This window comes from Xenorhabdus ehlersii (assembly GCF_003610465.1).
Lineage (GTDB): Bacteria > Pseudomonadota > Gammaproteobacteria > Enterobacterales > Enterobacteriaceae > Xenorhabdus > Xenorhabdus ehlersii.
The window spans coordinates 403,599-425,994 of sequence record NZ_RAQI01000003.1 but is presented as its reverse complement, the minus strand read 5'-3'; the positions used below and the strand labels follow the sequence as shown (position 1 = coordinate 425,994).

Below are 22,396 nucleotides of genomic sequence, written 5' to 3'. Positions count from 1 at the left end.
AGTATATAATTTTTGGAGACTAGAGATGGACTTACCACTCATCATCAACGTGCTCGTTTTTGTAGCACTGCTTATTCTATTAGCAAAAACGAACTCAAATAAATGGAGCTTGTCCAAAAAAGTTCTTGTGGCTCTAGTCGTGGGTGTCGTTTTTGGGTTGGCACTAAACATCATTTATGGAACAGATAATCTTACCGTAAAAGAATCAATTAAATGGTTCAATATTGTAGGTAATGGTTATGTACAACTGCTACAAATGGTTATCATGCCGTTGGTTTTTGCTTCTATCCTAAGCGCTGTTACTCGCTTACACAAAGCATCTTCTTTAGGAAAGATCAGCTTTTTTACCATTGGTACATTACTCTTCACTACAGCAATTTCCGCTTTAATCGGCATTGTCATTGCCAATTTGTTTGGGCTAAGTGCAGCAGGACTTATTCAAGGCACGCAAGAAACTGCTCGTTTATTAGCAATTGAAAGCAATTATATTGGCAAAGTTGCAGATATGAGTGTGCCTCAGATCATTCTCTCCTTTATCCCTAAAAATCCCTTTGCTGACCTGACGGGAGCACGCCCTACTTCCATTATTAGTGTGGTAATTTTTGCGGCATTTTTAGGCATCGCTGCGCTACAAATGATTAAAGATAATCAGGAACGCGGTAAACTGGCTCTCGTTGCCATTGATACTATGCAAGCATGGGCAATGAAGCTGGTTAGATTAGTTATGTGCCTCACTCCATACGGTGTGATGGCACTGATGACCAAGGTTGTTGCCAGCTCCAATATCCATGATATTACTCAATTAGGTAGTTTTGTCGTTGCTTCCTACATTGCCCTTGGACTGATGTTTGTAGTACATGGCGGGCTTTTGGCATTCACAGGGATCAATCCTCTGAAATTCTTTAAAAAAGCAGGCCCTGTACTGACATTTGCATTTACCAGCCGTTCAAGCGCTGCAAGTATTCCCTTGAATGTCGAAACACAAACTCGCCGCCTCGGTGTACCTGAGTCTATTGCCAGCTTCTCCGCTTCTTTTGGCGCGACCATTGGGCAAAATGGCTGTGCTGGCATTTATCCAGCTATGTTGGCAGTGATGGTGGCTCCAACCGTAGGTATTGATCCCTTTGATCCAGTGTGGATTGCAACACTTGTGGGAATTGTGACTATCAGCTCTGCGGGGGTTGCTGGTGTTGGTGGTGGCGCAACATTTGCGGCATTGATTGTTTTACCTGCTATGGGCTTACCTGTCACCTTAGTGGCACTGCTTATTTCTGTTGAGCCTCTGATCGATATGGGACGTACAGCATTAAATGTTAATGGCGCTATGACAGCAGGTACAATCACCAGTCAATTGATGAAAAAAACTAATAAAGAAGTATTTGAACAAGACGAAGAAGTAGTATTAAACCAATCTTAATTCAAAATAAGAATTAGTAAAGGTAATATATAAAAATTAGTTATTTTAAGGAATAAGGCAGATATATTAACTGCCTTATTCGTTAGCTTGTTTGATTTTTGGTTTTAATATAAAGGTTATTAAATAAAACTTAACACTATCACTGAAATATTTATTAACGTTAGCTGTTTATTGCCTCGTTTGCTGATACTAAGAGCGTATTAACTGTATTGTCTCGGCACTAGTCCTGTAGAGGCTGCAAATTCCCGGCCGCGAGCATATTGTTTCCCGTCACTTAACAATGAGGCCAGCATGCTGGCCGTGATGGGGCCGATCGACGGAATAGTTAGCAATCGCTGAGCACCCTCATCTTGTTTAATTGCAATATTAATTTCTTGTTCAATCTCGCTAATTTGTTCAACCAAATACAGGTAATGGGCGTGTAGGCGTTGGAGCAATTGCATCGGATAGGGAGTAATTCATTTTCAGCGATGACCTCAGATAACCGTTTTATCACCGCAATCCCTTTGGGCATGCTGATCCCAAATTCCAGCAAGAAAGCGTGCATCTGGTTAGTAGTTTTCACTTTATCACCCACCAGAGATTCCTGGATACGATGTAATACCTGCATAATTTGCTGGTTTTCCGTACGAGGTTGGACAAAGCGCATGGAAGGCCGAGAGGCGGCTTCACAAATAGCCTCGGCATCAATGAAATCATTTTTGTTGATTTTGACAAACGGTCGGACAAACTGCGGTGAAATCAATTTAGTCTCATGGCCTAATGCTGCGATTTTTCGCGCCATGAAATGTGCACCGGCACAAGCCTCCATGACGACGGTGGGCGCAAGGAGTCACGTTCAGAAATTCAAGAAGCTTGGTTCGGGTCATTTTCTCACGATAAAGCACTTTTCCATTTTTATCCTGACAGTGCAGGTGGAAAGTCTGTTTACCGAGATCAATACCAATAAGTGCTGTACTGTTCATGATGATGGCCTCTTCTAAAAGAAAAACACACTGTTAATTTACTGCTACAGGGTGGGGGAGGCCATCTCATTACACGCCCTAGCCGTATAGCTTTTGTCTCCGTAAAGCGACCCGTGCCTTCTTTTGCCAATTTACGAACAGGTCTCGGTCTCATCCACATTACCTGTTCCTTAACAACGAATGGTCGTTCTAGATGGCATTGTTTGCCGCTGAAAGAGGGACGTCTATCATATCAATGATGGATAAAATCAATCACGTTTTAAGCCTTCAAGTAATAAGTCAAAGGCAGAAAGCGTTTTTAAAAGTTTAGCTTCTGGGTCAATATCGTCAGCAATCCATAAAGCAGCTTCAACTAAGCTTCCATTTATTAAACAAGCCAAAACTTCTGTATCAACGTCTTTTATTTTCTTTTCAAGAACCATTTTTTTCAACAGTATTCTCATTGATGAAATACAGTGAGCTTGGGATTCTCTGAACCGATCACCTAAAATGATTTTTGAGTCTCTTAACACTATTTGTTGAAATTCTGAGTTAAGTGACATTGTTAAGTAAGCTCGGCACCTATCACAGAATCCAGTCCATGAATCAATGGCGTTATCAGATATAGACTGGAGATATTGATCCATTTCTGAATCGATTTGCTCAACAACAGCCATTAATAAGCCTTTTTTATCACCGAAATGATGGTACAGCGCTCCACGAGTTAATCCTACTTTGGAAGTAAAATCATCCATTGAGGTATTAGAATAACCTAAAGAGCCAAAGGCATGACGAGCAGTAGCTAATAGTTTAGTGCGAGTCTCTTCAATCATTTCGGTGCGGGTTCGCCGAGTCATTTATCCTCCGTTAGTATACAAATAGTATAGAGTAACCCTTTGACATACGTTACGTATGTTGATATGTTATCTAACATACATAGCGTATGTATGTGCGCTAATATCCTAAATTTTTATGCAACCAATTATCACAATAGGAAGCAATATGGGCAATCCTTATAGTGAATTATTCAAAACACCTGGTGCAATAGGATTTTCCTTGGCAGGTTTTGTGGCTCGTATGCCACTTCCAATGACGGGAATTGGTATCATCACTATGATATCACAGCTAAGTGGTAGCTACGGATTAGCTGGAGCGGTATCAGCAACTTTTGTATTAACTTATGCATTGGTAGCTCCACAAATTTCTCGTTTAGTCGATAGTTATGGGCAACATCGTGTGTTACCCATGGCTACCACGATAAGTGTTTTAGGTATATTAGCTCTTTTGGCTTGTACGTATTGGAATGCTCCTATTTGGACATTTTTTTATGTGCTTTTCTAGCAGGTTTTATGCCTAGTATGTCCGCTATGGTACGTGCCCGTTGGACTGCCATCTATCGAGGACAACCTCAGCTACAAACAGCTTATTCCCTCGAAACAGTATTTGATGAAATTTCGTTCATTGCTGGACCACCTATATCGGTTGGTTTAAGTATAGCCGCTTTTCCACAGGCGGGACCACTTGCGTCAGCGCTTCTGTTAGCTGTAGGTGTGTGCTTATTTGTTACGTTTCGAAGTACAGAACCACCTGTAGAAACTCAGAAATTTACTCTGGAAACAAAAGGTTCAGTTATTAAAATTTCTGGTGTATGGATTCTGGCATTACTACTTATCTTTATGGGTATTATTGTTGGTACTGTGGATATAGTCAGTGTTGCTTTCGCTAAGCAATTGGGGCGTCCAGCAGCAGCTAGTATAGTGTTATCTGTTTACGCAATAGGTTCCTGTCTTGCTGGATTGGTATTTGGTGCACTTAAATTGAAGACGCCATTACACAAACTTTTCCTTATAGGGGGATTGGCCACGGCTTTGACCACTGTTCCTTTCTTAGTTACTAACAGCATTTCTGGTTTAGCTTTAGCCGTCTTTATGGCGGGTTTATTCTTTGCACCAACAATGATCGTATCTATGGCATTAGTTGAGAGAATGGTTCCTGAGAGAAGATTAACGGAAGGATTAACCTGGTTACTTTCCGGTCTTAACGTAGGAGCAGCTTTGGGAGCTGCGGTGGCGGGGCAATTTGTTGATATATATGGTGCTCATGGTGGATTTATGGTTTCCTTGATTACTGGATTGGGGGTGGTTTTAGTTACATTGTATGGTTTTTCGCGCATACGTACACATCGTGCTGTATCTTGATAAAACGTAAAACTAGTGCCTCCCTGTCAGATTAGTTGACAGAGGGATTTTCAATACCATCGCAAGTAAATTTGATGCCAGTTGCGCTGTACTTTCCTGAATGTAGTGACGACACCTGAGCGACAAGCTATTTGGCGAGAATCATGGCAGTCTGTTCAACTAGTTACGGTCGTTCCACTTCTAGATTACTATTGTGTTGATCCCACCTACACTGCCAAATTCTTGGGGAAGCCAGATTGAGGTACTATAGTCTGTTGGCGCTTCCTGCATAGATATTTCGTCTGTCACAGCAAGTATAACTTGCCGAAATGGGTACTCCTTCATCATACCTTCCTGCCCGACTGTTGTTGCTCAAGGTGAATGCAAGCTTTATTTTTATTTAACCTAACCCGAATTCTGTTTAAGCTGTCATTGAAAAATCGTTTTCCGAATAGAAAATGTTCAGTGATGGTTTTTTCCATTTAAGGCAGTAAGCAATCAGCCCACCTAAAACAGTCAGCAAAAATCCGTTTACACTTCGGTGGCGCGAGTGTTCTATTTGAGAAATTATTTTTAATTGTCCATTAATCGTTTCAATGATAAAACGCCTTGATAACATTATTTTATCCCATGCAGCTTGCAAACGGGCTTTCATGTTTCGGCGCTTTTGGGTGATATGCACAGCATCAATAGGGTGAATTTTGCCTTAATGTATATGTTTGGGTACCGATTCATGCCTCGATTTACACAATTAGCCAATACCACATCTCAACAATCAGTGTGTTTTGGCTCTTTATCGGATTATGATGAATACATTATCCGCCCCAGCAAAAAAGCACAGAAACACCAAATAATCAGTGAATGGGATAAAGTCTTACGCATACTGGTTTCTTTAGCCTTAAAAAAGACCACGCAAGCTACAATTGTTCGTAAATTGTCCACTACAAAATCGTCAAACGCAACATTAAAAGCGTTAATCGCATTCGATGAAATCATCATGACGGATTATTTATTGGGCTATATCGACGATCAAGATCAACGTATTGCCGTCCAACGAAGTTTAAATCGAGGCGAGTCCTACCACCAGTTGACTGCCAGTATTGCCAAAGTGAATGGAGGAAAGCAGCTGAGTGGAAAAAAGAACGTAACTTAATTATCAACGCTGAGTGTATTCGATTAATCGCCAACATGATTATTTATCACAATGCGACAATTTTATCCGCCCTTTACGAAAATTATACGGAAAAAGATCCAGAAAAAAGTCTCGAAATTATTCATTGGTCACCCGTCGCATGGCGGTTTGTGAACTTAATCGGCAATTATGAATTTTATCGAAAGGATAAAATCATTAATATTCAGAATGTTATAGATAAACTTATTACTGATTTTGAAATCGATTTTTTGGGGAAAAGTCTTGAGTGACAAGGGATTGCAGAGAGGTACCGGACAAACCGTTCTTTAAGTCAAAACACCCCAAGCAGTAAATAACTGGTTGTCTGATGGAAATCAAAGCAGGCTTGCCAGAAAGTGGCAGCTATCCGCAGAGTAGCAACTGGAAAAGTTTGTCAGCTTACCCCTTGGATAGAAATTTAGGCGGTTCAGACGTAGAACCCGTAAATACTTTGTTAAATAGTAAGTGACAAACGTGACAAAATTTTGGACGGTTCCCGCTTATTACCCCGAACTGCGCAGCTGTGACGCTCGCCCTGAAAGGGCGCTACGTTCAACTCCGAGGCTTCTTAAGTTTTTTGATTAGAAATCGGCCACAAAAGCCTCAGCCAGTATCAATGCATTGCATTTTTGCATTTTCTTATAAAATTTATCTTCTGATTTCAGAATCTCACGTCTACTAACACTTGAATATGACGTGTTATTTGCACATGCATACGTTGTTGAAAATTGAGTATGAGCCCCTGATGGGTACATGTGGGGATATGGGCCAGGGTTTGCTGCTGAAGTTATCTCTTGGTAATGAGCGTTATCTTCAACTCCAGATGGTACAGGTATACCATTTACGATTCGATACAAGGTCGCTCTACGTATCTGTTCCCTTGAGATCCCCCCAAAAGCAACATATTCATGCTGATCGCCGAAATCATCAAGAGCCTCAAGGTAACCAGAGTCCGTTCTCCCCCATTCCCTAAATGAAGTCTCCACGCTATAAAAATTATCAGTCGGTCTTACCTCATAAAGATAAAATTCCGTTCCATCCCCCTCTTCAGCCGCAGAAATATCAACAACCACATCAGAATCAGTAGATGTTGCTACAAATGCAGAGGTGGGCGCCCCGCCATGCCCACCTAAACTATCAGCTTCAACATGTTCAAGTAAGTTATCATTCTCCCCCCACGGATGAAACCCCATCTCAAATATCCCACCAGGTCCAGTTGGGGCCCGGCTATCACTTCTGTAAAAAAAAGTCTGCGCCAACAGATTTGGTGAGAAAATAATCAAGAAAAATACTGTTAGTATTTTCATCAAGCCACCAATTAATATAATAAATTTATTTCGCCCAATGCACCATTCCCATCGCACTGGGCTTGTAATCTACTGGAAGTGATATTAGCCAGAGTTGCGTACTTAAAAAATCTCTTTCCGTCTTCTGTATTCAGGCCGTATTCATAAGTGAAATCCCCATAAAATAGTCCCTTCCCTTGAGCAAGGTCAACTCTGTTTACATCTTCACCACCCCAAGTTGGATATATACCAGTCACCTTACTATCGATATAAACTCCATTAGAATTTCTATCCCGACATGATGTCTGGTTAGTAGTAAAGAACGTTATATTAATGGCTCCATGCTCTGGAACGCCGCTTTCTGCTAAATTCAAGCACCCTCGACCATTACAGGTTGCATCAGCTACGAGTATATCCTTCCCACTTGTGCAAGGGGAATTTATTATTGTGAACCATGTTGAACCACTTTTAAAATGCCTAAACTCTACCGTACATGTCTTGGCACGATAATACTTTGCATAGCTAGGTAAGGGATTGGCATGAACGTTCCACGTGACAAACTTGGGGTCACCAGCACAAGAAAATATGGTATTTTTATCTTCTATTTGTATTTTTTGAGATGTTTGACTTGGTTGAAGTGTTATTGCTGGATTAGGAACCGCCCAAATATACATGCATTCGGAACCACTCCCTTGTGGGGTATCTATAGTTATGGAGTAAAATTTGTTTGGATTGCTGAAAGTCACATCATACCATTGTGATGCATGAGCTAGTGAAGATAGCAAAAACAAAAGAGAAGCGCAAAACTTTACCTTTCTCATATTTCCCACCATTTAATTGTTAATTTTAACGGAGGCAAACTGATTACCCCCCTGACAATAAATGGTTATTTTATTCCCTGATATATACGCCAGCATAACAATTTTATCTATAGCTTTCCCTGAATCCGTGTTTATAGGGTATGTTTTATTGGTTAGCTGCGGAAAATCGGCCCCGTCATTAGCAGTAAAGTGAATTTGCGTGTATCTCCCGCTACTGTCTAGCCCGTAGCTTTTCACGACACCTGTGGGCGTATTACCAGAATTACATGTGGTGGATGACATGGACTGGCCCGAGAAAATTAGCACTCCGACCATCAATAAACTCAATATATATTTCATAATTACACCATAAATATAAGTGCCTTATTGTCACAATAACAACGTGATGAAAATGCCGATGAGATCACACTATTACACCATAAATATAAGTGCCTTATTGTCACAATAACAACGTGATGAAAACGCCGATGAGATCACACTCTTGGCTTTTCCTGCCACTCCGGTTTCTCAGGCTCTACCCTGTTCACCAGTACGCTGTACTTCTTCCAGGCTTCAAGGCTGGCTTTCTCTTCGCCGGTTTCCATGTTGTACTTAACGGCGCGTTCCAGTTGGTTGCAGTAGGAATAGCCGTTACCGGCTACCCCCCGCACGGATCCGGACGTGCGCTGCTAACGCATCCGGCTCTTACCTTGGGTTCTGGCGTGGAAGCGATGCATCGGGTGTGGATGGACTATTCTGGGGGATGACAACCAGCGTTTGCACAGCTGACCGAAACGTTTTCATGTCACTCTGTGCCGCTGGCTCCGTCGACGCAGTGCCTTCAGCCACAGTAACTTCACTTCCCCTACAAACTGGCTTATAGACTTCATGTTGAAAGGAACTCCAGAGTAGTTTATGTGTCCTTCCACCACTCGCCTTAGCCAGGCACGAGCCATTTGCTACGGGCAACGCGGCGAGATCAGAAAACGGTAGCCAGAAACAGCCACCGGTCGCAAAATCGCATTGAATCCTGGCATCAGCTTCGTTCAGCGATCGCGCAGGTTGGTGGCAAAAAAGAGCTGACCGGACAGAATGATATTGAGCTGGAGATTAGTAATCAGTGCGGGCGACTGCTCAGCATCACTATTATTTATTATAATTCAGCCCTGCTGTCGCGGTTGTTGCAGAAGTATGAGGATGTTGGTAACACCCGGGGGATTGCTCTTCTCAGACGAATGTCGCCCGTAGCCTGGCAGCATAGGGGTTTGACGGCCAACCGTGCGAAAAACCACGTTAGTGAATGAATAGTATGAAATATCAAGACTTATGAGATTGTATTTCAGGGCTTAAAAAATAGTTCCAAATATCGTTTTTCAGTAATTTTGATACTGAATAGTATCAATTTTGATTTTTGATACCTCTTGGCGTGGTTTTTTACACCACTGGACCTCAACCCCCTAATATGCTTATCGACCTGATGGCCGCGATGTCGCATAAGGACTGGTTGAGTCGTCGTCAGAGGCAAAAACAGGGAATCGAGCGCGCTCATATGCTCGGTAAATATAAAGGTAAACAAGCTTATAAGGAACGACACCAAAAAGTAATGTACTACCGGCAGGTTAAAAAACTCAGCATCCGAGAAACAGCAGAGGCAACAGGCTACAGTACTTCACAGGTTTGCCGGATTCAGGCTCTTTATAAAGAATTAGTGTCTGATTAAAAAATAGTCTTAACGTACAATGATTTTCGATATCCAAACTGATCCCTAACTGGGCGGCCCGGTTGTTATCGGTGCCCATAAAGAAAGACAATTTTCCGCCTGACCAGCCCGACATGGTGTTGCCCGTCTGATGTAGTGTCAGCACAATATCACTGTATTCGCGGGTCTTTTTGATCTGTTTATCCCGCACCACCAAAGGCTCAATATGCAAATCACGGCAGGTGTTAAACGGGAAATGTTGTTCCCCGACAGTAGCAGTATCCAACAAGGAAAAGGCAATGGGAACTCCTATAGCAGAATCAACATAACCTGACATATTCAATATGCTCCGTAAACAACTCATCAACTGAACATCTTTTTTGCCTCCTGATCGCTTTTGCTCCGCTCCATTTGTGTTCTATTGGGTTCAAATCCGGACTATAAGCGGGAAGCCATTCCAGTTGACATCTGCTGTCTCCTATCGCTTGTGCCGTGTCATTCCGTTTATGGAAAGGCGCATTGTCCATCACTATCACGGCGCCGTGTGGAAGCTTTGGCAACAAATCTTGCGTCATCCACGCATAAAAAACATCGGCATTAATATTCTCGGTAAACAAGCTTAAGGTGACGAAGGTATTTTCGAGAATGGCACCAATGACGTTGATACGGCCTTTTGCGTGCCAGTCATGCGGACCAAAACAGCGTAACCCTTTTTCCGAATAGCCATGTTGACGTGGCATCGACTGGGCAAAACCACTTTCATCCAAATACACAATCGGCCTGCCAGCCCGCTCATAGTCGCTGATGCGCTCGATAAATGCCTGACGAGCCTGAAGATCAGCGCGAGGGTGTTGGCGCGTTTTTTTATGGGTGATCCGAAGCCGTTTCAAGGCATAATGAATAGCCGATTGTGAGACACCTAAACGTTTTGCTCTTTCCCATTGATAGTCATCGGGAAAATTTCGGACATCTGCCATGAGCACCGCATCAGGGATTTTCGTGGCGGGTTGGCGCAGTCTCGATCACACCACTTCGCCCACCAAATAACTTGTTCAGGGCTTTCAGCATGTAGGTTGACCATATTCCTATCGTATTTTTCGTCGCTACATGCTCTCAAAACACCTTTAGATCGCACACACGCCTATCTGTCCAATTTGGGCAGTTTGAGAAACCAGCTTTCCATCTCCTCCCTTTTAGAATGGGCTCATAGACAATTTTTGATGAGGAACGACACGATGAGACAACTGATAGCAATTCTGGGAGTGGCAATTCTGGCAGGGTGTGCTTCTAACGCCACCGAGCAAAAGCCTCAAACTCAGGCTGCCCCTGCCGAGAATGACAAACCGGCCAGAGTCAGCCGGGAGTTGTCTATTGCGTGGGACAATATGGGGCGAGGTGGTGCGGCCTTACGCCAACCTAGTTATATCCATGTTCTGGGCGACGGTAATGTCAGCGCAACGATGAATAAGGCCAAAGATGACTCCGCTGGTTATGACAAAACCCCAGTAGGAATTAAACAGCACGGCGATGTGAGCGAAGCCATCAATACCTTCAAGTCCATTAACAAAAGCAAAGGCTACTCGCTGTATGAGTTGTCCCGCTGGGAACGCTATTGCAATAGCGGTAAAGGTATGGATGAGCACGATTGGCGCTTTGTTGAAGCTGAGGGGGCAACAAACATCCCCCAGGATATTGTAACCGGCTGCATACCGCCCATCAGCGTTATCGCTGTTATGCCTGCTGCAAGGTTTTTCAGTTGGAATACACCTACCAAGCCTGCAAACCTGGCGTTAAAGCGCAGATTGTCGACATAGCGATGAATAACGGAGGAATTCGTGACACCGCCCGGATCCTGAAAGTCGCCACAGCCACTGTCATGAAAACGTTAAAAACCTCACGCCTCGAAACGTAACGACGTTGCCCCTTGCTGGAAGTGACATTCAGCTTATCTGTGAAATAGATGAGCAATGGTCGTTTGTGGGGAACAAGAAAAATCAACGCTGGCTTTGGTATGCCTGGGAACCCCGCCTAAAACGAATAGTGGCCCATGTTTTTGGCGCTCGCAGCAGAAAAACGTTAGACAAGCTGCTTGCCCTTTTATCCCCCTTTAATATTCGATTTTATTGTACGGATGATTATGGGGTTTATGACCTTCTTCCCGAAGAGGGGCATCTGACGGGAAAGACGTTCACCCAACGCATAGAGAGAACGAATTTAACTCATCGTACTCGAATCAAAAGACTGAATTGCAGAACGATAGGCTACTCTAAATCAGAGGAGATGCACGATAAAGTGATAGGGACTTTCATTGAGCGTGAGTACTATTTTTGATATTTAATCTAACCATTTAATACATGACCTGTTGTTCGCGGTACATCATGACTAATATCTTTGTATCTCACTTTCATTTCATAACCTCAATTAGGGTAGATTGGAATTGTTGAGAGGATTATTATGTTTTAAGAGCTTGTTTAATTGTTTCGAATGGTATGATCAACTTCTGCGCAGAAGATAATGGAATCGCTCCAAATGATTCATACCATTTAGCTACTGCTTGATTCTTAGCCTCGATAAATAGTCCGATTCCCCCAATTTGTTCAGCGGCTTTTAGGCAACGATAACCAGCTAAGATCAGTAATTGCCCTCCAAATCCGTTATTTTGAAAATGTACATCAATAGCTAAACGGCATAGTAAATAAACTGGAACAGCGCGCTTAGCTAACCCTTTGGATAAACTATTAGGAAGATCATCAAAATTTATAGATGAAGGAGTAACGGTATAATAACCAATAATCTTTTTATTTGAGTCATTATATGAAATTGCTACATATGTTTTACTAACGTTATTCTTAGTATCTTGTCGTGCCAATTTTTGTAGATAATCATTCAGTGCGGGTTCTCCGCAATTGAATGATTTTCGATTGTGAGACTTGTCTATAAGTTCCTCAATGAACATGGCTTAACTTACCCTTGAAAATTTTTAGAAGCCGAAATCGCCGCTGCTTTTAGCTTATCATTTGGTTTAGGGGGATTATCTAAAAGATCTAAGATTAATTTTTTGTCACTATATGATAATTTGAGACTTTCATTTTCATTGATTACTTTTTGCGCTTCTTTCATTGCTGTTTGTGTAACAAAGTCAGTTACATTCACACGTAAGATTGATGCAGCTAATTGAATAGACTCTTTAATTTCAGAACTAACCCGAAATTGTAATCGCTCTGTAGCTAGTTTGGTATGTGTCATATGATTACCTTTAATACATTTTTTCGTATAAACACATTATACTAGATGTCTACTTAATCGTCAATTTGTAAGTTCATTGTGAGTACAAATTTAGAATTTGGCCTAGTACTACAGCCGTAATAGCTCTGTCACCATAGGGTTATTCCGACGACGGTAATGACATTGTTGTGCATAGTATTGGTGTCGCCGCCGCCAGTCTGACCAATGTAAAATCTGTTCGACTGCCTCTCCCGTTTTTTCCATCAATTTTGACAACAGCTTACGCAGTTCCGGGATACTCAGGGCTACCAATCCTGCCGGTGTTTTTTTTCTCCCGTATCCGCAAGACCGCCAGCACCGCATGAGCTAATAGCGATAAGGTAATGTGCCGATACCAACTGTGCCATTGCCGCACTTCATAATGATCCAGGCCACATTCCCCCTTCGTTTCCTCAAAACCACTTTCAATTTCCCAGCGATGCCCTGCCACCTGAACCAGCAGATAATGACCATAATCCCGCTCTTCCTCACTGAGTTGTAAACGCCAAAGCGGCACCCGAACCCAGTCGTACCAACGTTCTCCCTTTGTCCCCAATCCCGCGGAATGTTTTTCCCAAAACGAAGATGGCAGACTGTCCACAACCTTGTCGGCGCTGGTATATCTGGGCCCTTGCCACCACACACGTTCATTTTTGGGGATCGCCAGTACAAACGGTTGATATCGGGATTCTAACCAGCACCGCAGACGACGAGCTTGACCATACACCGTATCGGTGGTCACCCAACGACAAGGGACGCCGGCATCTAATGCGCGTTCCAACATCTGTTGGGCAAGTTGGGGTTTGGTGGCAAAGGTGACCGAGTCAGGAATGCCAGCGGCTTTACAGCGGGGCCGGTTATCTGTCCATTGTTCAGGCAGATATAAGGCCCGGTCAATAAAGGCATGGCCGCCCTGGCCGGCATAACAGAGAAAGACGCCTATCTGACTGTTTTCTATCCGTCCGGCAGTACCGCTATATTGGCGTTGGACGCCAGCAGAATGGGTCCCTTTTTTGATAAAACCGGTTTCATCGATGATGAGGATGCCTTGCTCATCACCGAGATGGTCAGTCACATAGTCGCGTAAAATATCGCGAGCCGCTTCGGCATCCCAACGGGCGCGTTCCAGAAAATATTGAATGCCATCAGGCGAGTGTTCACCCAACCATTCCGCCAGTTGCCAGCTATTTTTACGCCCAACATCACTGAGTAATCCCCTGAGAGCCCATTCGGAATCTTTTTTGAACGTAATTGTTTTTCCTGTATTCTGTCCGCCCAAATAAGATAAGTGCCTATATAAGTGACCTGCTGGAATGAGAAAAACCTACCCGAGTGATATTAGCCGAGAAGCCTTTCAAAAAATTGAACCCTTGTTGCTCAGCAGCCGAAAACGTACGCGTCCTCGGAAAGTCGATGTGTATGAGGTGTTTTGTGCCCTGCTGTATATCCTCAAGAGCGGTTGTCAGTGGGATATGCTCCCCAGTGATTTCCCCAGCAAAAGTACCGTGTATTACTATTTCAAACTCTGGAAAGAGAAACCGTCAGAAACAGAACCTAGCCAGCTGGAGCAGGCATTAAAAAAATCGGGTTGGCGAGGCCCGTATCAACTCTGGTCGGAACGCTAACACGACGTTTGTGATCGTCGACGCACAAAGCGTTAAGAACACAGATACGGCGCGTGAGAAAGGCTATGATGCCGGTAAAAAAGTGTCTGGCATCAAACGCCATATCGCGGTAGATACTCAAGGTTTACCTCACGCAATAACCATCACCCCGGCAAATGTCACGGACAGAAAAGGGGCACTGGAGGCTTTTACGCGGCACAAAAAGTCACTCAGTTGGGTGAAAAATGTTTTAGCCGATGGCGGTTATACGGGAGAAACCTTCGCTGAGAACGTGCATCATATACTCGGCGCGACTGTCGAAATTGCCAAACGTAGTGAATTGCATACTTTCCAGGTGATACCCAAGCGATGGGTTGTCGAACGTTCATTTGGTTGACTGGAAAAATGTCGACGATTGTGGAAGAACTGTGAGAGATATTTGAATACCAGCCTTCAGTTCGGCAATCTGGCATTTCTTGTCGTGTTGCTGCGCAGAAAAAATACTGAATAGGCTGTTAGCCTACCGCCTTTTGTACCGAAAACAACATGCAGTTTCGGCTCTGGTTGCGCTAACTGTTTGCGCCAGCTTTTCAATGATGCACTGCATTGTACCGCTTCCTGAGAACACAACCCCAGCAATCGGGCGAATTTCAGTGTAACGGCAAGTCCGACATCACGTTCTAGTGCTTTCTGATAAACAACCTGAAACGTGGCATCAGGGATCGCTTGTTTTGTTCCGGCGCGGCTGGTTCCGCTTAATCCCAATGTCTGATTACTCAAACGCGGCGAGGTCTCCAGTTTTTCTCGGCCTGCCATGCGAAAGATATTACGAAGCGTAGCCATTTCATTTTGCACCGTTCGTTTAGCAATCCCCTGAGACAAACGGGCATCAACATATTGTTCCACATGCTTGGCTTTCAAATGGCTGAGGCTTTTCACCTGAATATTCAGGCTCAATAACAACGCCCCCAAACGATCTGCGAACCGACGACGCATTGATAACAACGGCTACCCACTGGTGCGGAGACATCACGTATATTCGCACCAAAGTGGGCTGGAGTTATCTGGCTGTGGTCACGGATTTATTTTCCCGCCGGGTGGTGGGGATGGCCATCGCTTCTTCGCCGGATGCGGAGCTGATCTGCCGGGCATTGAATAATGCATTGGAAACGCGTCATATCGAAGGACGGTTGGTTTTTCATTCAGACCAAGGCAGCCAATACAGGAGTAAAAAGTTTCGTCGCTTACTCTGGCCGCCGTCAATCTGCCCTGTTGTCGACACATCACACACAGGGGATGTTGTTGCAGGAAGGCCAGCCGTGCCTTGTTCCACTTGCTGCCATAGATACGGGGTTGGGGCATGCTCTTTCTCCTGCGTTCCTGATTGGTCATTTGACTACATTGCTATCACGAACCGCCGTAGCTCCATTGGCGCTTCGATGCGCAGTGAAAACAAAAATGCCACCAGCCCGTGTGCGTTGGGTACGCGATGGGAACGAGGTGGCAGCATGGGTTATTGGTATTCCTTTAACCACTCATAGAACGGGTAAAGAAATATTCACTTTAGTTTCAGAGGGTAACTAATTGTTAAGCATTATTCGCTTGTTATTGCGGTGTAATGGGTTTACTAAAAGATAAATATATTAATTTTGTTGGAGGTAATTATGCCTTTTCCTAAGTTGAATAACCTTTTTCAGGAATTAACGCGTTACATAAATCCCAGGGGCACACCTGCGTTACAGGAAATTATTGACCCTACCAATGGAACAAGGACACTGCTTATTCGTTTTGAGAGCATTAAAGCAAGAACATCTTTCACAGATAAAGTTGGACTAAGTCAATTTGGTTGTAGTTGTAATCATTTTATTACTATCTTTAAGGCGCTGGGATTCGAACCTACCAATCCATGGTGCGGAAAAGGCTCATCTGATGCAAGATTAGAATTCAAGTTAACCAACCATCCGGGGTATAATGTAACAATTCATGCGTACCAAAACATACTATTGCCTAGCTACTCACCTGAAGAAAACTCCTGGATTAACCGATTTAAAGAAAGGCTGGATGAAAAGAAGCGTAAATACCAAGGTATTCGGGACCGTTTAAGGAATTATCGCAGCCCTGGATCGTCTCCAGTAAGAAGCCCTCAGGCTGAGTCTTCTGGTTTTTTTAGTGCTCACAATTCTCCGGCTTCACAGTATGAACAATATATGTGGCAAGCAATACAGCAAAGTCACATTACGGCTTATCAACATGGAGATATACCGGGGCCTTCTAATTTCTTACAAACTGCTCAGTCTAGTGGCCCTATTAGGAGACAGCTGCCTTTAACTTCACAACGACCGGCTCCGTATCAACAACCACAAAGAAGTTCACCTCCGAGATCTCCTGTTTACACATCTGTGCCAGTGGACATTCCACGCCCCCACGCTCCGAGGCCCCCAGTTAGAGTACAAACTCCATATACACCTCAATCTCCAACTCCTTCTCAGCCATCGTCTTACTCTCAGAGAAGTGCGGAGTACAGGCAATTCTTTGACGAAGATGATGAATCTTGGATGGATATAGCGCGTCCACCCAGCAGAAATAGATAATCAAGCGTATCTCATCACTCACCGACACTGCGTCCTAACCTACTCCTGCCACCCCAGTATCATTTGCTCTGGGGTGGCTGGTTATTATTTGCCATCTGATTGTTGCCGATACATCATAATAACTAAACTACCTTTTGTAGCGACACGTACAGTTTGATTATCCTGTAGCTGGTCGAGTTTAAATGCGTCGTACAGCTCGTTAGCAGCTTTTTGTTTTCGCTCTTCCTTGCGACGATTGTAATAGGCGCTGACCAGTAGGCCGCCCAACCAGTTCATCGCCTTAACCAAAATATACAGGTAACCCATTACCATGAGACCACCTGTCTATAGCCAATAATCATCTCACCCATTATTTCCTCTGCATTCAGTATTTACATAATCCTGCAAATATCTCAGTTTTGCCCGGTCGTTGATGATGCCTTCTCGGATAAACGTGAAACAGGTATCGACAGCTTACAATGGCTGAATTCAGCCCAAGCCAGTCGTGTTATTGAAAAGCTGAAGAAGTGGCAACATCGCGTTACGAGGAAAAAAGCATGAATGATGTGAATAATTTTCGTAGCAAAGGCCCTGAATTATTGATCGAATTAGCACAACATACAGCCAGTACAGTCAGTGAGATTATCAATGTTGACCCTATATTAGCTGAACAAATTGGGGAGGCTGTCGCGAACCGTATGATGCAGGTTTGGGGCGGTCAGAATGTCTATTTCCCTATGGGGATGGTTTGGAAAGTCAGCCTGCGCGATCGGGAAATCTTCAATAAATTTAACGGTAAGAATCACCACGAACTGGCACGTAAATTTGGTGTTTCTGTTCAATGGATTTACAGCGTAGTAAAACGTGTTCGAAAGGAGGAAGTGGATCGCCTGCAAGGTAAATTATTCAATGACGAGTCTGAGTAAGCGGGTTAAACTGATTGAACCTGACAACGTCAGAGGGCAGACCAAGCTCAATTCCGTTTGGTCTGCCTTTCACATACTGAAAAGGAATTACAATTGACTCTCCATAACTTCCCACTTAGTCCAAGTTCTTCCCATAATTATCTTTCGGTTCCTTTTCAAATATCTTACTTCTGATCAGTATAGGAAAAACTATACACAAAACTATACACAATTTCATGTGGAGGAGAGCGCAATACTGGTAGGTTAAAATATTAATATTTAATAAATTAATTTTATCAAAAATGTCACATGCCCCCAGTTGTACCCCCACATTATTTTGCTACGTTAAATCTGGTCGATTGTGCGTAGAAATTAGATTTATAACTTTTTAATCATCACGTTAAAGCAAAAAAGCCATGAGATTTGAAAATGGTCACATTTGGCTGCCATTTCACGCTCAAGGCTTCATATAAACATTTATCATTTTTACGAACTAGATCACAAATTAAAACGGGTTATTCCTGTGGTTTATCGCGAACCTTACGTTCAATTAGTCGACCATACGAATCAAAATAGCGACTCGGCCAGATTTCAGATGGGTGTATTTCGAGATAGTTAGCGATAATCCATTCGCCTTTCGGCCAGGGACGACTGAGAGTGTTTGCTAGTGTAGATGAACTGAGTCCCGACTCACGAGAGACAGCCGCTAAAGTTGTACCTCGTTTACGTAACGCAGCAATAATATCGGCTTGATGCCAGTCATTTTTAACATTGTTATTCATTCCTGCTACCCCTTCCATTAATTAATATTGATGGTGGCGATTCAGACAGGGTTCGCGGACTGGGTTCACACCAGCGAGGCATAGCCTCCCCCGCCTGAATCACCATTGAAAGGGCGAATGCAGGCACACTGGTAAAACTTCTTACCAGTGTCTGTGAACACAAGGCCGCGACGCCTTGACCATTGGATTGTGCCAATGGCGGGAATACTTTAACTGATTGTATTATCGGACTCAATAACCGAACGGCTAAGTTTAACGACTATAAACACTCTCAACATTCCGAATGCTTAATTCTTCAATCAACCAGCCCATCAATTTTTTTTACTTATACCTGACAACATGCAATCTCTGGCGCGCGACAATTCGGACAAAACAAAAAGTGTCTGCCTTGCCCTTGATCGATATCTGTGCGCCAGAGTGAACGCAAGTTGAGGTATTGCGGGGCATCGGTTGAGTACTCAGTACTGCCGCCTGCGTTTGCAGGTCATCCCCACCGACATAAAGCCAGCCTCGATATCGTCAATCTCTTCTTTTTCAATCTATAAAAAGCAGTGTCAGATTCACTGCATGGTTAATCAGGCCAGAGCCTATCAGGGGTGTGTTGCCCTTTGACTGCGGCGTCACTTTCAGCGATAAATCCGCAAAAAGTGACGCCTTGAGTTTCCGAACAATCAGTAAAGGCCGTGCAAGAGTTGAAATGCCCGCAGACACAGCAAAACGTCGCAAGGTTAAATGCCAAACGGTAGTCGTGTTAATGGATTAGCTGTAGAAGAATTGTCTGTTGAATAATTCAAACAGGGATAGGTAAAAGTATGAACGGATGCGCAAAAGCTATCCTGTTGTTCATTGAAGATAAATAGAATTTATGTCGATTTGAAATGCCAGTGTATGAACCCACGTTCAATACACTTCGGTAACAAGATAAAGATATCCTTTTAGGTTATCTATTAGTTTAAGAGACCTTCATTGCCAGACAAGGGTTTAGGTGTCTTGGCAATATCTGCTTCCAAAGGGGGCAGATGTACCGCAATTATTGCACTCTCTTTCAGGCTACAAGAATTTTTTTGCCACTATGGCTGACCATCTATGATGGTGAGTAAGTTCCACTAATATACTGTATGCTTTTGCTAACAGCAATAAAGAAAAATAATAAAAAGCAACTTTTTCACACATTGACACCCCATAAATTTCATACCACTACGTTAAAATAATAAAGATGATATAAATCATAAAAATGATTTTTTGTGATCTGGTTCAATTGGATTTATTAAATATAACCATGTATATTATCTATAATAGATCAATTTAAAATGACATGGTAAAAACATGGGATATCTTAAAATAAGAAACGTAGCAAGCTATCATAAAACTGAATATTTAGAGTTGGATTTATCAAAAAAAATAACTTTAATATATGGTCAAAATGGGAGTGGGAAATCAACTATCGCAGGTTATTTTAATTATTCTAACTCAGAGAAATATAAAGAATGCAAATCCAATTTAAATGAAAACTATAATTATATAGTGTATAATAAAAAATTCACCGATGATAATTTTTATAACAATGACAAACAACCAGGAATATTTACCTTAAACAAAGAAAATAAAGAAGTTGAAATAGAAATCAATAAAATTGAAATCACATTGAAAAATTTAGATAAAAGCCACGTAGATCTAATAAAACAAAAAATGGAATTAACTGATAAAATTAATAAAGATGAACTTCATTTTCAAAATAGAGTTTGGAACGAATGTTACAAAATAAGAAATGGTTATGACTACAATTTATTGATAGTGATGAATGTTCAGATAATATCCTATAACTCTGTCATGCATTTCTATGGATTTTGAAAAAGATAATGTTTTTCGCGTCAGTCTTGCCAAATGCTGACGAAGGTTCAGATTATGCCTCTCTATACGTTGGGTATAACGCTTACTGACCACATGCAGTTTCCCTGCCAATGCTTTTTCATAACTTTTCCAGCCATCTGTCATATAAATAACGATATTGAAAGGTGCCAGCAAGGCCATCAGGCGCATTAATGTTTTCTTTGTCCTTGAACCAAAAACATGTGCGATCACTTTTCGTCTTGTCCTGTCGTAGGCGTAAAAGAGCCAGCGCGGCGGTTTCTTTGACTTCACGTACGACCATTGTTCATCCATTTCACAGCAGATAATCACTTCGGTGCCGGGTGTAATGGCTTCTGTTACCGATTTGGGTTTGAGCTTTTTAAGTGGCGAAGCACGGTATTTAGGCCAATCCCCATCACCCGCGCTGTCGCCCGACATCCCAGGCCATTCATGGCCATATCGACGATTTGCTTATGGGTTCCGGGGCGACATGCGGCATAAGTGAACTCAAGTTGCCAGGAATGACGGCAGGATTGGCAAAGATAACGCTGATGACCAGAACGTGAGCGCCCATTGCGATGGATCCCTTTAAACGCACGACAAGCGGGGCAGGTTACATCAATCTTTGCCATTTGAATGTTCTCCAAATAGAAAGATTATACATGATCAATAAATTGATATCACAACCTAAGATTCTTGATTGCCTAATTATATCTCTATTGTTCATATGTATTCTTCCTTGCAAGGATATAAATAATAATCATTGAGATAGGAAATGATATTAATATAAAATATATGTCATTATTTTTAATGAATTTAAAAAAATTCGAAAAATTTAAGACGTAGAGAAATGTAAAGACATTATTTAATATGGCAATTAAAAATATAAAAAAAATCATTTTCAAACTGTATTTGAATCTTTTTCTTAACAAGAGCATGGCAGTACACAAAATAAAGAAAAAATTATTAGCCAGCATTACGTAATCAGCAGCATTAATAAAAAAAGATAATTCAGATGGGGTGTACTCATTACTTGTCCATAGAGTTATTACTTCTTTTGTAGTCAAATCAATAGAGATAAGTCCTATATTACAAAAAATAAATAAAATCATTACTATCAGTATATTAAATAATGATTTAATCCACATTTAACCCTTCCTATCATTTTTGCCAGTTCTAAAACCAATCTAGCTGAAAAATTCTTTATCTTGCCCATGATAATTGCATGTTTTTGATACACCGCTGGACAGGATATACCAGAATTATTTATATATTCTAGTATAGGTGACAATAAAGCGGAAAAATCGTGATTAATATCGTATATTAAACAAATAGATATGGTTACCTGTGTTACATTTTGTTTAAGACGACAGATTAAAACCACACTGACGCGCTGCGCTCGTCTTCTCCGAGTTACCGGGCTAATACATTAACCCAATAACTCGGAGAGCTGAAAAAACACCTACCAGAGAAAACATTTTTACCTACCCCCTCCCTATTAAAGAATTATGGATAAAACTGTTCACCCTGTTCGCCTTTGAATAATTTTATTTAAATTCATACCGTTAAAGGGTGATGAGTTGAAATTAAACTCATCACTACTCTTCACCCAACCGTTCACCCCAAATACGAAAAAAGGTGAACAGTGATGAATAGTTGTGAACAGTTTTAAAATAACTGTTCACCCTATAATTAGTTGATATATTTGATTTAAATTACAGAGTGAACAGTGGTGAACACTTTTTTATATTTCTTTGAAAAATTTCTGTCATCAGAAAAAATTTATTCTTCTGGCTGGCTATTCCTTGTCAGTTTCGGCATCCATTCGATAGCAGTATCGAGATTCAGGCTCAGATTGCTACGAATGCCCTGTTTGCTTTTCTTGCGTAAATATTGCTGGCTGTATTCTGCCAATGCGCCGGGCAT

21 protein-coding genes and 12 pseudogenes are annotated in these 22,396 nt (G+C 42.2%); 14 read left to right on the top strand and 19 right to left on the bottom strand.

Annotated features, from left to right (window positions below; genetic code table 11):
* The first annotated feature begins 25 nt into the window (after window positions 1-25).
* Window positions 26-1,417 (top strand): L-cystine transporter, encoded by a 1,392-nt coding sequence (locus BDE27_RS12430; RefSeq protein WP_099132811.1) that lies wholly within the window; start codon window positions 26-28, stop codon window positions 1,415-1,417.
* Window positions 1,418-1,620: 203 nt separating this feature from the next.
* Here the strand turns inward: BDE27_RS12430 and BDE27_RS12425 are convergent.
* Both BDE27_RS12425 and BDE27_RS12420 read right to left on the bottom strand, forming a co-directional pair.
* A pseudogene (locus BDE27_RS12425) lies at window positions 1,621-2,382 on the bottom strand (IS110 family RNA-guided transposase); the annotation flags it as partial.
* Between the two features lie 248 nt (window positions 2,383-2,630).
* The gene (locus tag BDE27_RS12420) at window positions 2,631-3,218 is read right to left on the bottom strand and encodes a TetR/AcrR family transcriptional regulator (protein ID WP_099132810.1); all 588 of its coding nucleotides are present in this window, start codon (window positions 3,216-3,218) and stop codon (window positions 2,631-2,633) included.
* A gap of 145 nt (window positions 3,219-3,363) precedes the next feature.
* Between BDE27_RS12420 and BDE27_RS12415 the strand changes: the two are divergent.
* A pseudogene (locus BDE27_RS12415) lies at window positions 3,364-4,559 on the top strand (MFS transporter).
* A gap of 400 nt (window positions 4,560-4,959) precedes the next feature.
* On the opposite strand, the pseudogene BDE27_RS12410 reads toward BDE27_RS12415, so the two are convergent.
* Window positions 4,960-5,226: pseudogene (locus BDE27_RS12410) on the bottom strand (transposase); the annotation flags it as partial.
* On the opposite strand from BDE27_RS12410, the gene BDE27_RS12405 reads away from it, so the two are divergent.
* A complete protein-coding gene (locus BDE27_RS12405) occupies window positions 5,215-5,691 on the top strand; it encodes a Tn3 family transposase (protein ID WP_099132809.1) in 477 nt (158 codons plus the stop codon). The pseudogene BDE27_RS12410 and the gene BDE27_RS12405 overlap by 12 nt on opposite strands.
* A 35-nt stretch (window positions 5,692-5,726) precedes the next feature.
* Complete coding sequence (locus BDE27_RS20485) at window positions 5,727-5,960, top strand: hypothetical protein (RefSeq protein WP_099132808.1); 234 nt, start codon at window positions 5,727-5,729, stop codon at window positions 5,958-5,960.
* 330 nt (window positions 5,961-6,290) lie between these two features.
* Here BDE27_RS20485 and BDE27_RS12395 read toward each other — a convergent pair whose 3' ends face one another.
* The 3 genes and pseudogenes from BDE27_RS12395 to BDE27_RS12380 form a co-directional block, all read right to left on the bottom strand.
* Entirely contained in the window at window positions 6,291-7,016 is a 726-nt protein-coding gene (locus BDE27_RS12395; RefSeq protein ID WP_099132807.1) for a scabin-related ADP-ribosyltransferase, read from the bottom strand.
* Window positions 7,017-7,027: 11 nt separating this feature from the next.
* Window positions 7,028-7,816 (bottom strand): hypothetical protein, encoded by a 789-nt coding sequence (locus BDE27_RS12390; RefSeq protein ID WP_099132806.1) that lies wholly within the window; start codon window positions 7,814-7,816, stop codon window positions 7,028-7,030.
* A gap of 473 nt (window positions 7,817-8,289) precedes the next feature.
* Window positions 8,290-8,424 (bottom strand): annotated as a pseudogene (locus BDE27_RS12380) (tail fiber assembly protein); the annotation flags it as partial.
* A gap of 324 nt (window positions 8,425-8,748) precedes the next feature.
* On the opposite strand from BDE27_RS12380, the pseudogene BDE27_RS12375 reads away from it, so the two are divergent.
* Window positions 8,749-9,054, top strand: a pseudogene (locus BDE27_RS12375) (Tn3 family transposase); the annotation flags it as partial.
* 200 nt (window positions 9,055-9,254) lie between these two features.
* Window positions 9,255-9,515 (top strand): annotated as a pseudogene (locus BDE27_RS19995) (recombinase family protein); the annotation flags it as partial.
* On the opposite strand, the gene BDE27_RS12365 reads toward BDE27_RS19995, so the two are convergent.
* Window positions 9,424-9,831 (bottom strand): hypothetical protein, encoded by a 408-nt coding sequence (locus tag BDE27_RS12365; RefSeq protein WP_099132804.1) that lies wholly within the window; start codon window positions 9,829-9,831, stop codon window positions 9,424-9,426. The pseudogene BDE27_RS19995 and the gene BDE27_RS12365 sit on opposite strands and share 92 nt — an antisense overlap.
* Entirely contained in the window at window positions 9,815-10,471 is a 657-nt protein-coding gene (locus tag BDE27_RS12360) for an IS630 family transposase (protein WP_099132803.1), read from the bottom strand. The genes BDE27_RS12365 and BDE27_RS12360 overlap by 17 nt, the downstream gene beginning before the upstream one ends.
* Before the next feature lie 258 nt (window positions 10,472-10,729).
* Here BDE27_RS12360 and BDE27_RS12355 point away from each other — a divergent pair, with 258 nt between their 5' ends.
* Both BDE27_RS12355 and BDE27_RS12345 read left to right on the top strand, forming a co-directional pair.
* Entirely contained in the window at window positions 10,730-11,308 is a 579-nt protein-coding gene (locus tag BDE27_RS12355) for a hypothetical protein (protein WP_244208779.1), read from the top strand.
* Window positions 11,203-11,825, top strand: a pseudogene (locus tag BDE27_RS12345) (IS1 family transposase); the annotation flags it as partial. The gene BDE27_RS12355 and the pseudogene BDE27_RS12345, both read left to right, overlap by 106 nt.
* A 121-nt stretch (window positions 11,826-11,946) precedes the next feature.
* Here BDE27_RS12345 and BDE27_RS12340 read toward each other — a convergent pair.
* The 4 genes from BDE27_RS12340 to BDE27_RS12330 all read right to left on the bottom strand — a co-directional run bounded on the left by BDE27_RS12340 (window position 11,947) and on the right by BDE27_RS12330 (window position 14,037).
* Window positions 11,947-12,450, bottom strand: coding sequence for a GNAT family N-acetyltransferase (locus BDE27_RS12340; protein ID WP_099132800.1), 504 nt, complete (start codon window positions 12,448-12,450; stop codon window positions 11,947-11,949).
* An 8-nt stretch (window positions 12,451-12,458) separates the two neighbouring features.
* Window positions 12,459-12,740, bottom strand: a complete 282-nt coding sequence (locus BDE27_RS12335; RefSeq protein WP_099132799.1) for a type II toxin-antitoxin system TacA family antitoxin — start codon at window positions 12,738-12,740, stop codon at window positions 12,459-12,461.
* Window positions 12,741-12,848: 108 nt separating this feature from the next.
* The gene (locus tag BDE27_RS19505; RefSeq protein ID WP_167450572.1) at window positions 12,849-12,995 is read right to left on the bottom strand and encodes a hypothetical protein; all 147 of its coding nucleotides are present in this window, start codon (window positions 12,993-12,995) and stop codon (window positions 12,849-12,851) included.
* Window positions 12,996-12,999: 4 nt separating this feature from the next.
* Complete coding sequence (locus BDE27_RS12330; RefSeq protein ID WP_244208778.1) at window positions 13,000-14,037, bottom strand: IS701 family transposase; 1,038 nt, start codon at window positions 14,035-14,037, stop codon at window positions 13,000-13,002.
* Between the two features lie 34 nt (window positions 14,038-14,071).
* On the opposite strand from BDE27_RS12330, the pseudogene BDE27_RS12325 reads away from it, so the two are divergent.
* Window positions 14,072-14,873, top strand: a pseudogene (locus tag BDE27_RS12325) (IS5 family transposase).
* 8 nt (window positions 14,874-14,881) lie between these two features.
* Here the strand turns inward: BDE27_RS12325 and BDE27_RS12320 are convergent.
* Window positions 14,882-15,355 (bottom strand): annotated as a pseudogene (locus BDE27_RS12320) (integrase domain-containing protein); the annotation flags it as partial.
* A 23-nt stretch (window positions 15,356-15,378) separates the two neighbouring features.
* On the opposite strand from BDE27_RS12320, the pseudogene BDE27_RS19990 reads away from it, so the two are divergent.
* A pseudogene (locus tag BDE27_RS19990) lies at window positions 15,379-15,615 on the top strand (transposase); the annotation flags it as partial.
* Here the strand turns inward: BDE27_RS19990 and BDE27_RS19985 are convergent.
* Window positions 15,602-15,724 (bottom strand): annotated as a pseudogene (locus BDE27_RS19985) (HNH endonuclease); the annotation flags it as partial. The pseudogenes BDE27_RS19990 and BDE27_RS19985 overlap by 14 nt on opposite strands.
* Before the next feature lie 302 nt (window positions 15,725-16,026).
* Between BDE27_RS19985 and BDE27_RS12310 the strand changes: the two are divergent.
* Window positions 16,027-16,953 carry a hypothetical protein gene (locus BDE27_RS12310; RefSeq protein ID WP_099134065.1) on the top strand — a complete coding sequence of 309 codons (927 nt, stop codon included), beginning with the start codon at window positions 16,027-16,029 and terminating at the stop codon, window positions 16,951-16,953.
* An 84-nt stretch (window positions 16,954-17,037) separates the two neighbouring features.
* On the opposite strand, the gene BDE27_RS12305 is transcribed toward BDE27_RS12310, so the two are convergent.
* Entirely contained in the window at window positions 17,038-17,265 is a 228-nt protein-coding gene (locus tag BDE27_RS12305) for a DUF4752 family protein (protein WP_099134066.1), read from the bottom strand.
* Between the two features lie 117 nt (window positions 17,266-17,382).
* Between BDE27_RS12305 and BDE27_RS12295 the strand changes: the two are divergent.
* A pseudogene (locus tag BDE27_RS12295) lies at window positions 17,383-17,493 on the top strand (phage protein GemA/Gp16 family protein); the annotation flags it as partial.
* Window positions 17,490-17,858 carry a Mor transcription activator family protein gene (locus tag BDE27_RS12290; protein WP_099134067.1) on the top strand — a complete coding sequence of 123 codons (369 nt, stop codon included), beginning with the start codon at window positions 17,490-17,492 and terminating at the stop codon, window positions 17,856-17,858. The pseudogene BDE27_RS12295 and the gene BDE27_RS12290, both read left to right, overlap by 4 nt.
* A gap of 494 nt (window positions 17,859-18,352) precedes the next feature.
* On the opposite strand, the gene BDE27_RS12285 is transcribed toward BDE27_RS12290, so the two are convergent.
* Together BDE27_RS12285 and BDE27_RS19260 are read right to left on the bottom strand one after the other, a co-directional pair.
* Entirely contained in the window at window positions 18,353-18,619 is a 267-nt protein-coding gene (locus BDE27_RS12285) for a helix-turn-helix domain-containing protein (RefSeq protein ID WP_099134068.1), read from the bottom strand.
* Entirely contained in the window at window positions 18,612-18,854 is a 243-nt protein-coding gene (locus BDE27_RS19260) for a hypothetical protein (protein ID WP_143187370.1), read from the bottom strand. The genes BDE27_RS12285 and BDE27_RS19260 overlap by 8 nt, the downstream gene beginning before the upstream one ends.
* 1,091 nt (window positions 18,855-19,945) lie before the next feature.
* Here BDE27_RS19260 and BDE27_RS12280 point away from each other — a divergent pair.
* The gene (locus tag BDE27_RS12280; protein WP_120211363.1) at window positions 19,946-20,470 is read left to right on the top strand and encodes an AAA family ATPase; all 525 of its coding nucleotides are present in this window, start codon (window positions 19,946-19,948) and stop codon (window positions 20,468-20,470) included.
* Here the strand turns inward: BDE27_RS12280 and BDE27_RS12275 are convergent.
* Window positions 20,405-21,102 (bottom strand): IS1 family transposase gene (locus tag BDE27_RS12275; protein WP_244208776.1). Its coding sequence is split into 2 segments (ribosomal slippage): window positions 20,405-20,853 and window positions 20,853-21,102, totalling 699 coding nucleotides; the frame shifts between segments, so codons are not numbered across the junction. The genes BDE27_RS12280 and BDE27_RS12275 overlap by 66 nt on opposite strands.
* A gap of 1,150 nt (window positions 21,103-22,252) precedes the next feature.
* Window positions 22,253-22,396 carry a hypothetical protein gene (locus BDE27_RS19500; protein ID WP_167450599.1) on the bottom strand — a complete coding sequence of 48 codons (144 nt, stop codon included), beginning with the start codon at window positions 22,394-22,396 and terminating at the stop codon, window positions 22,253-22,255.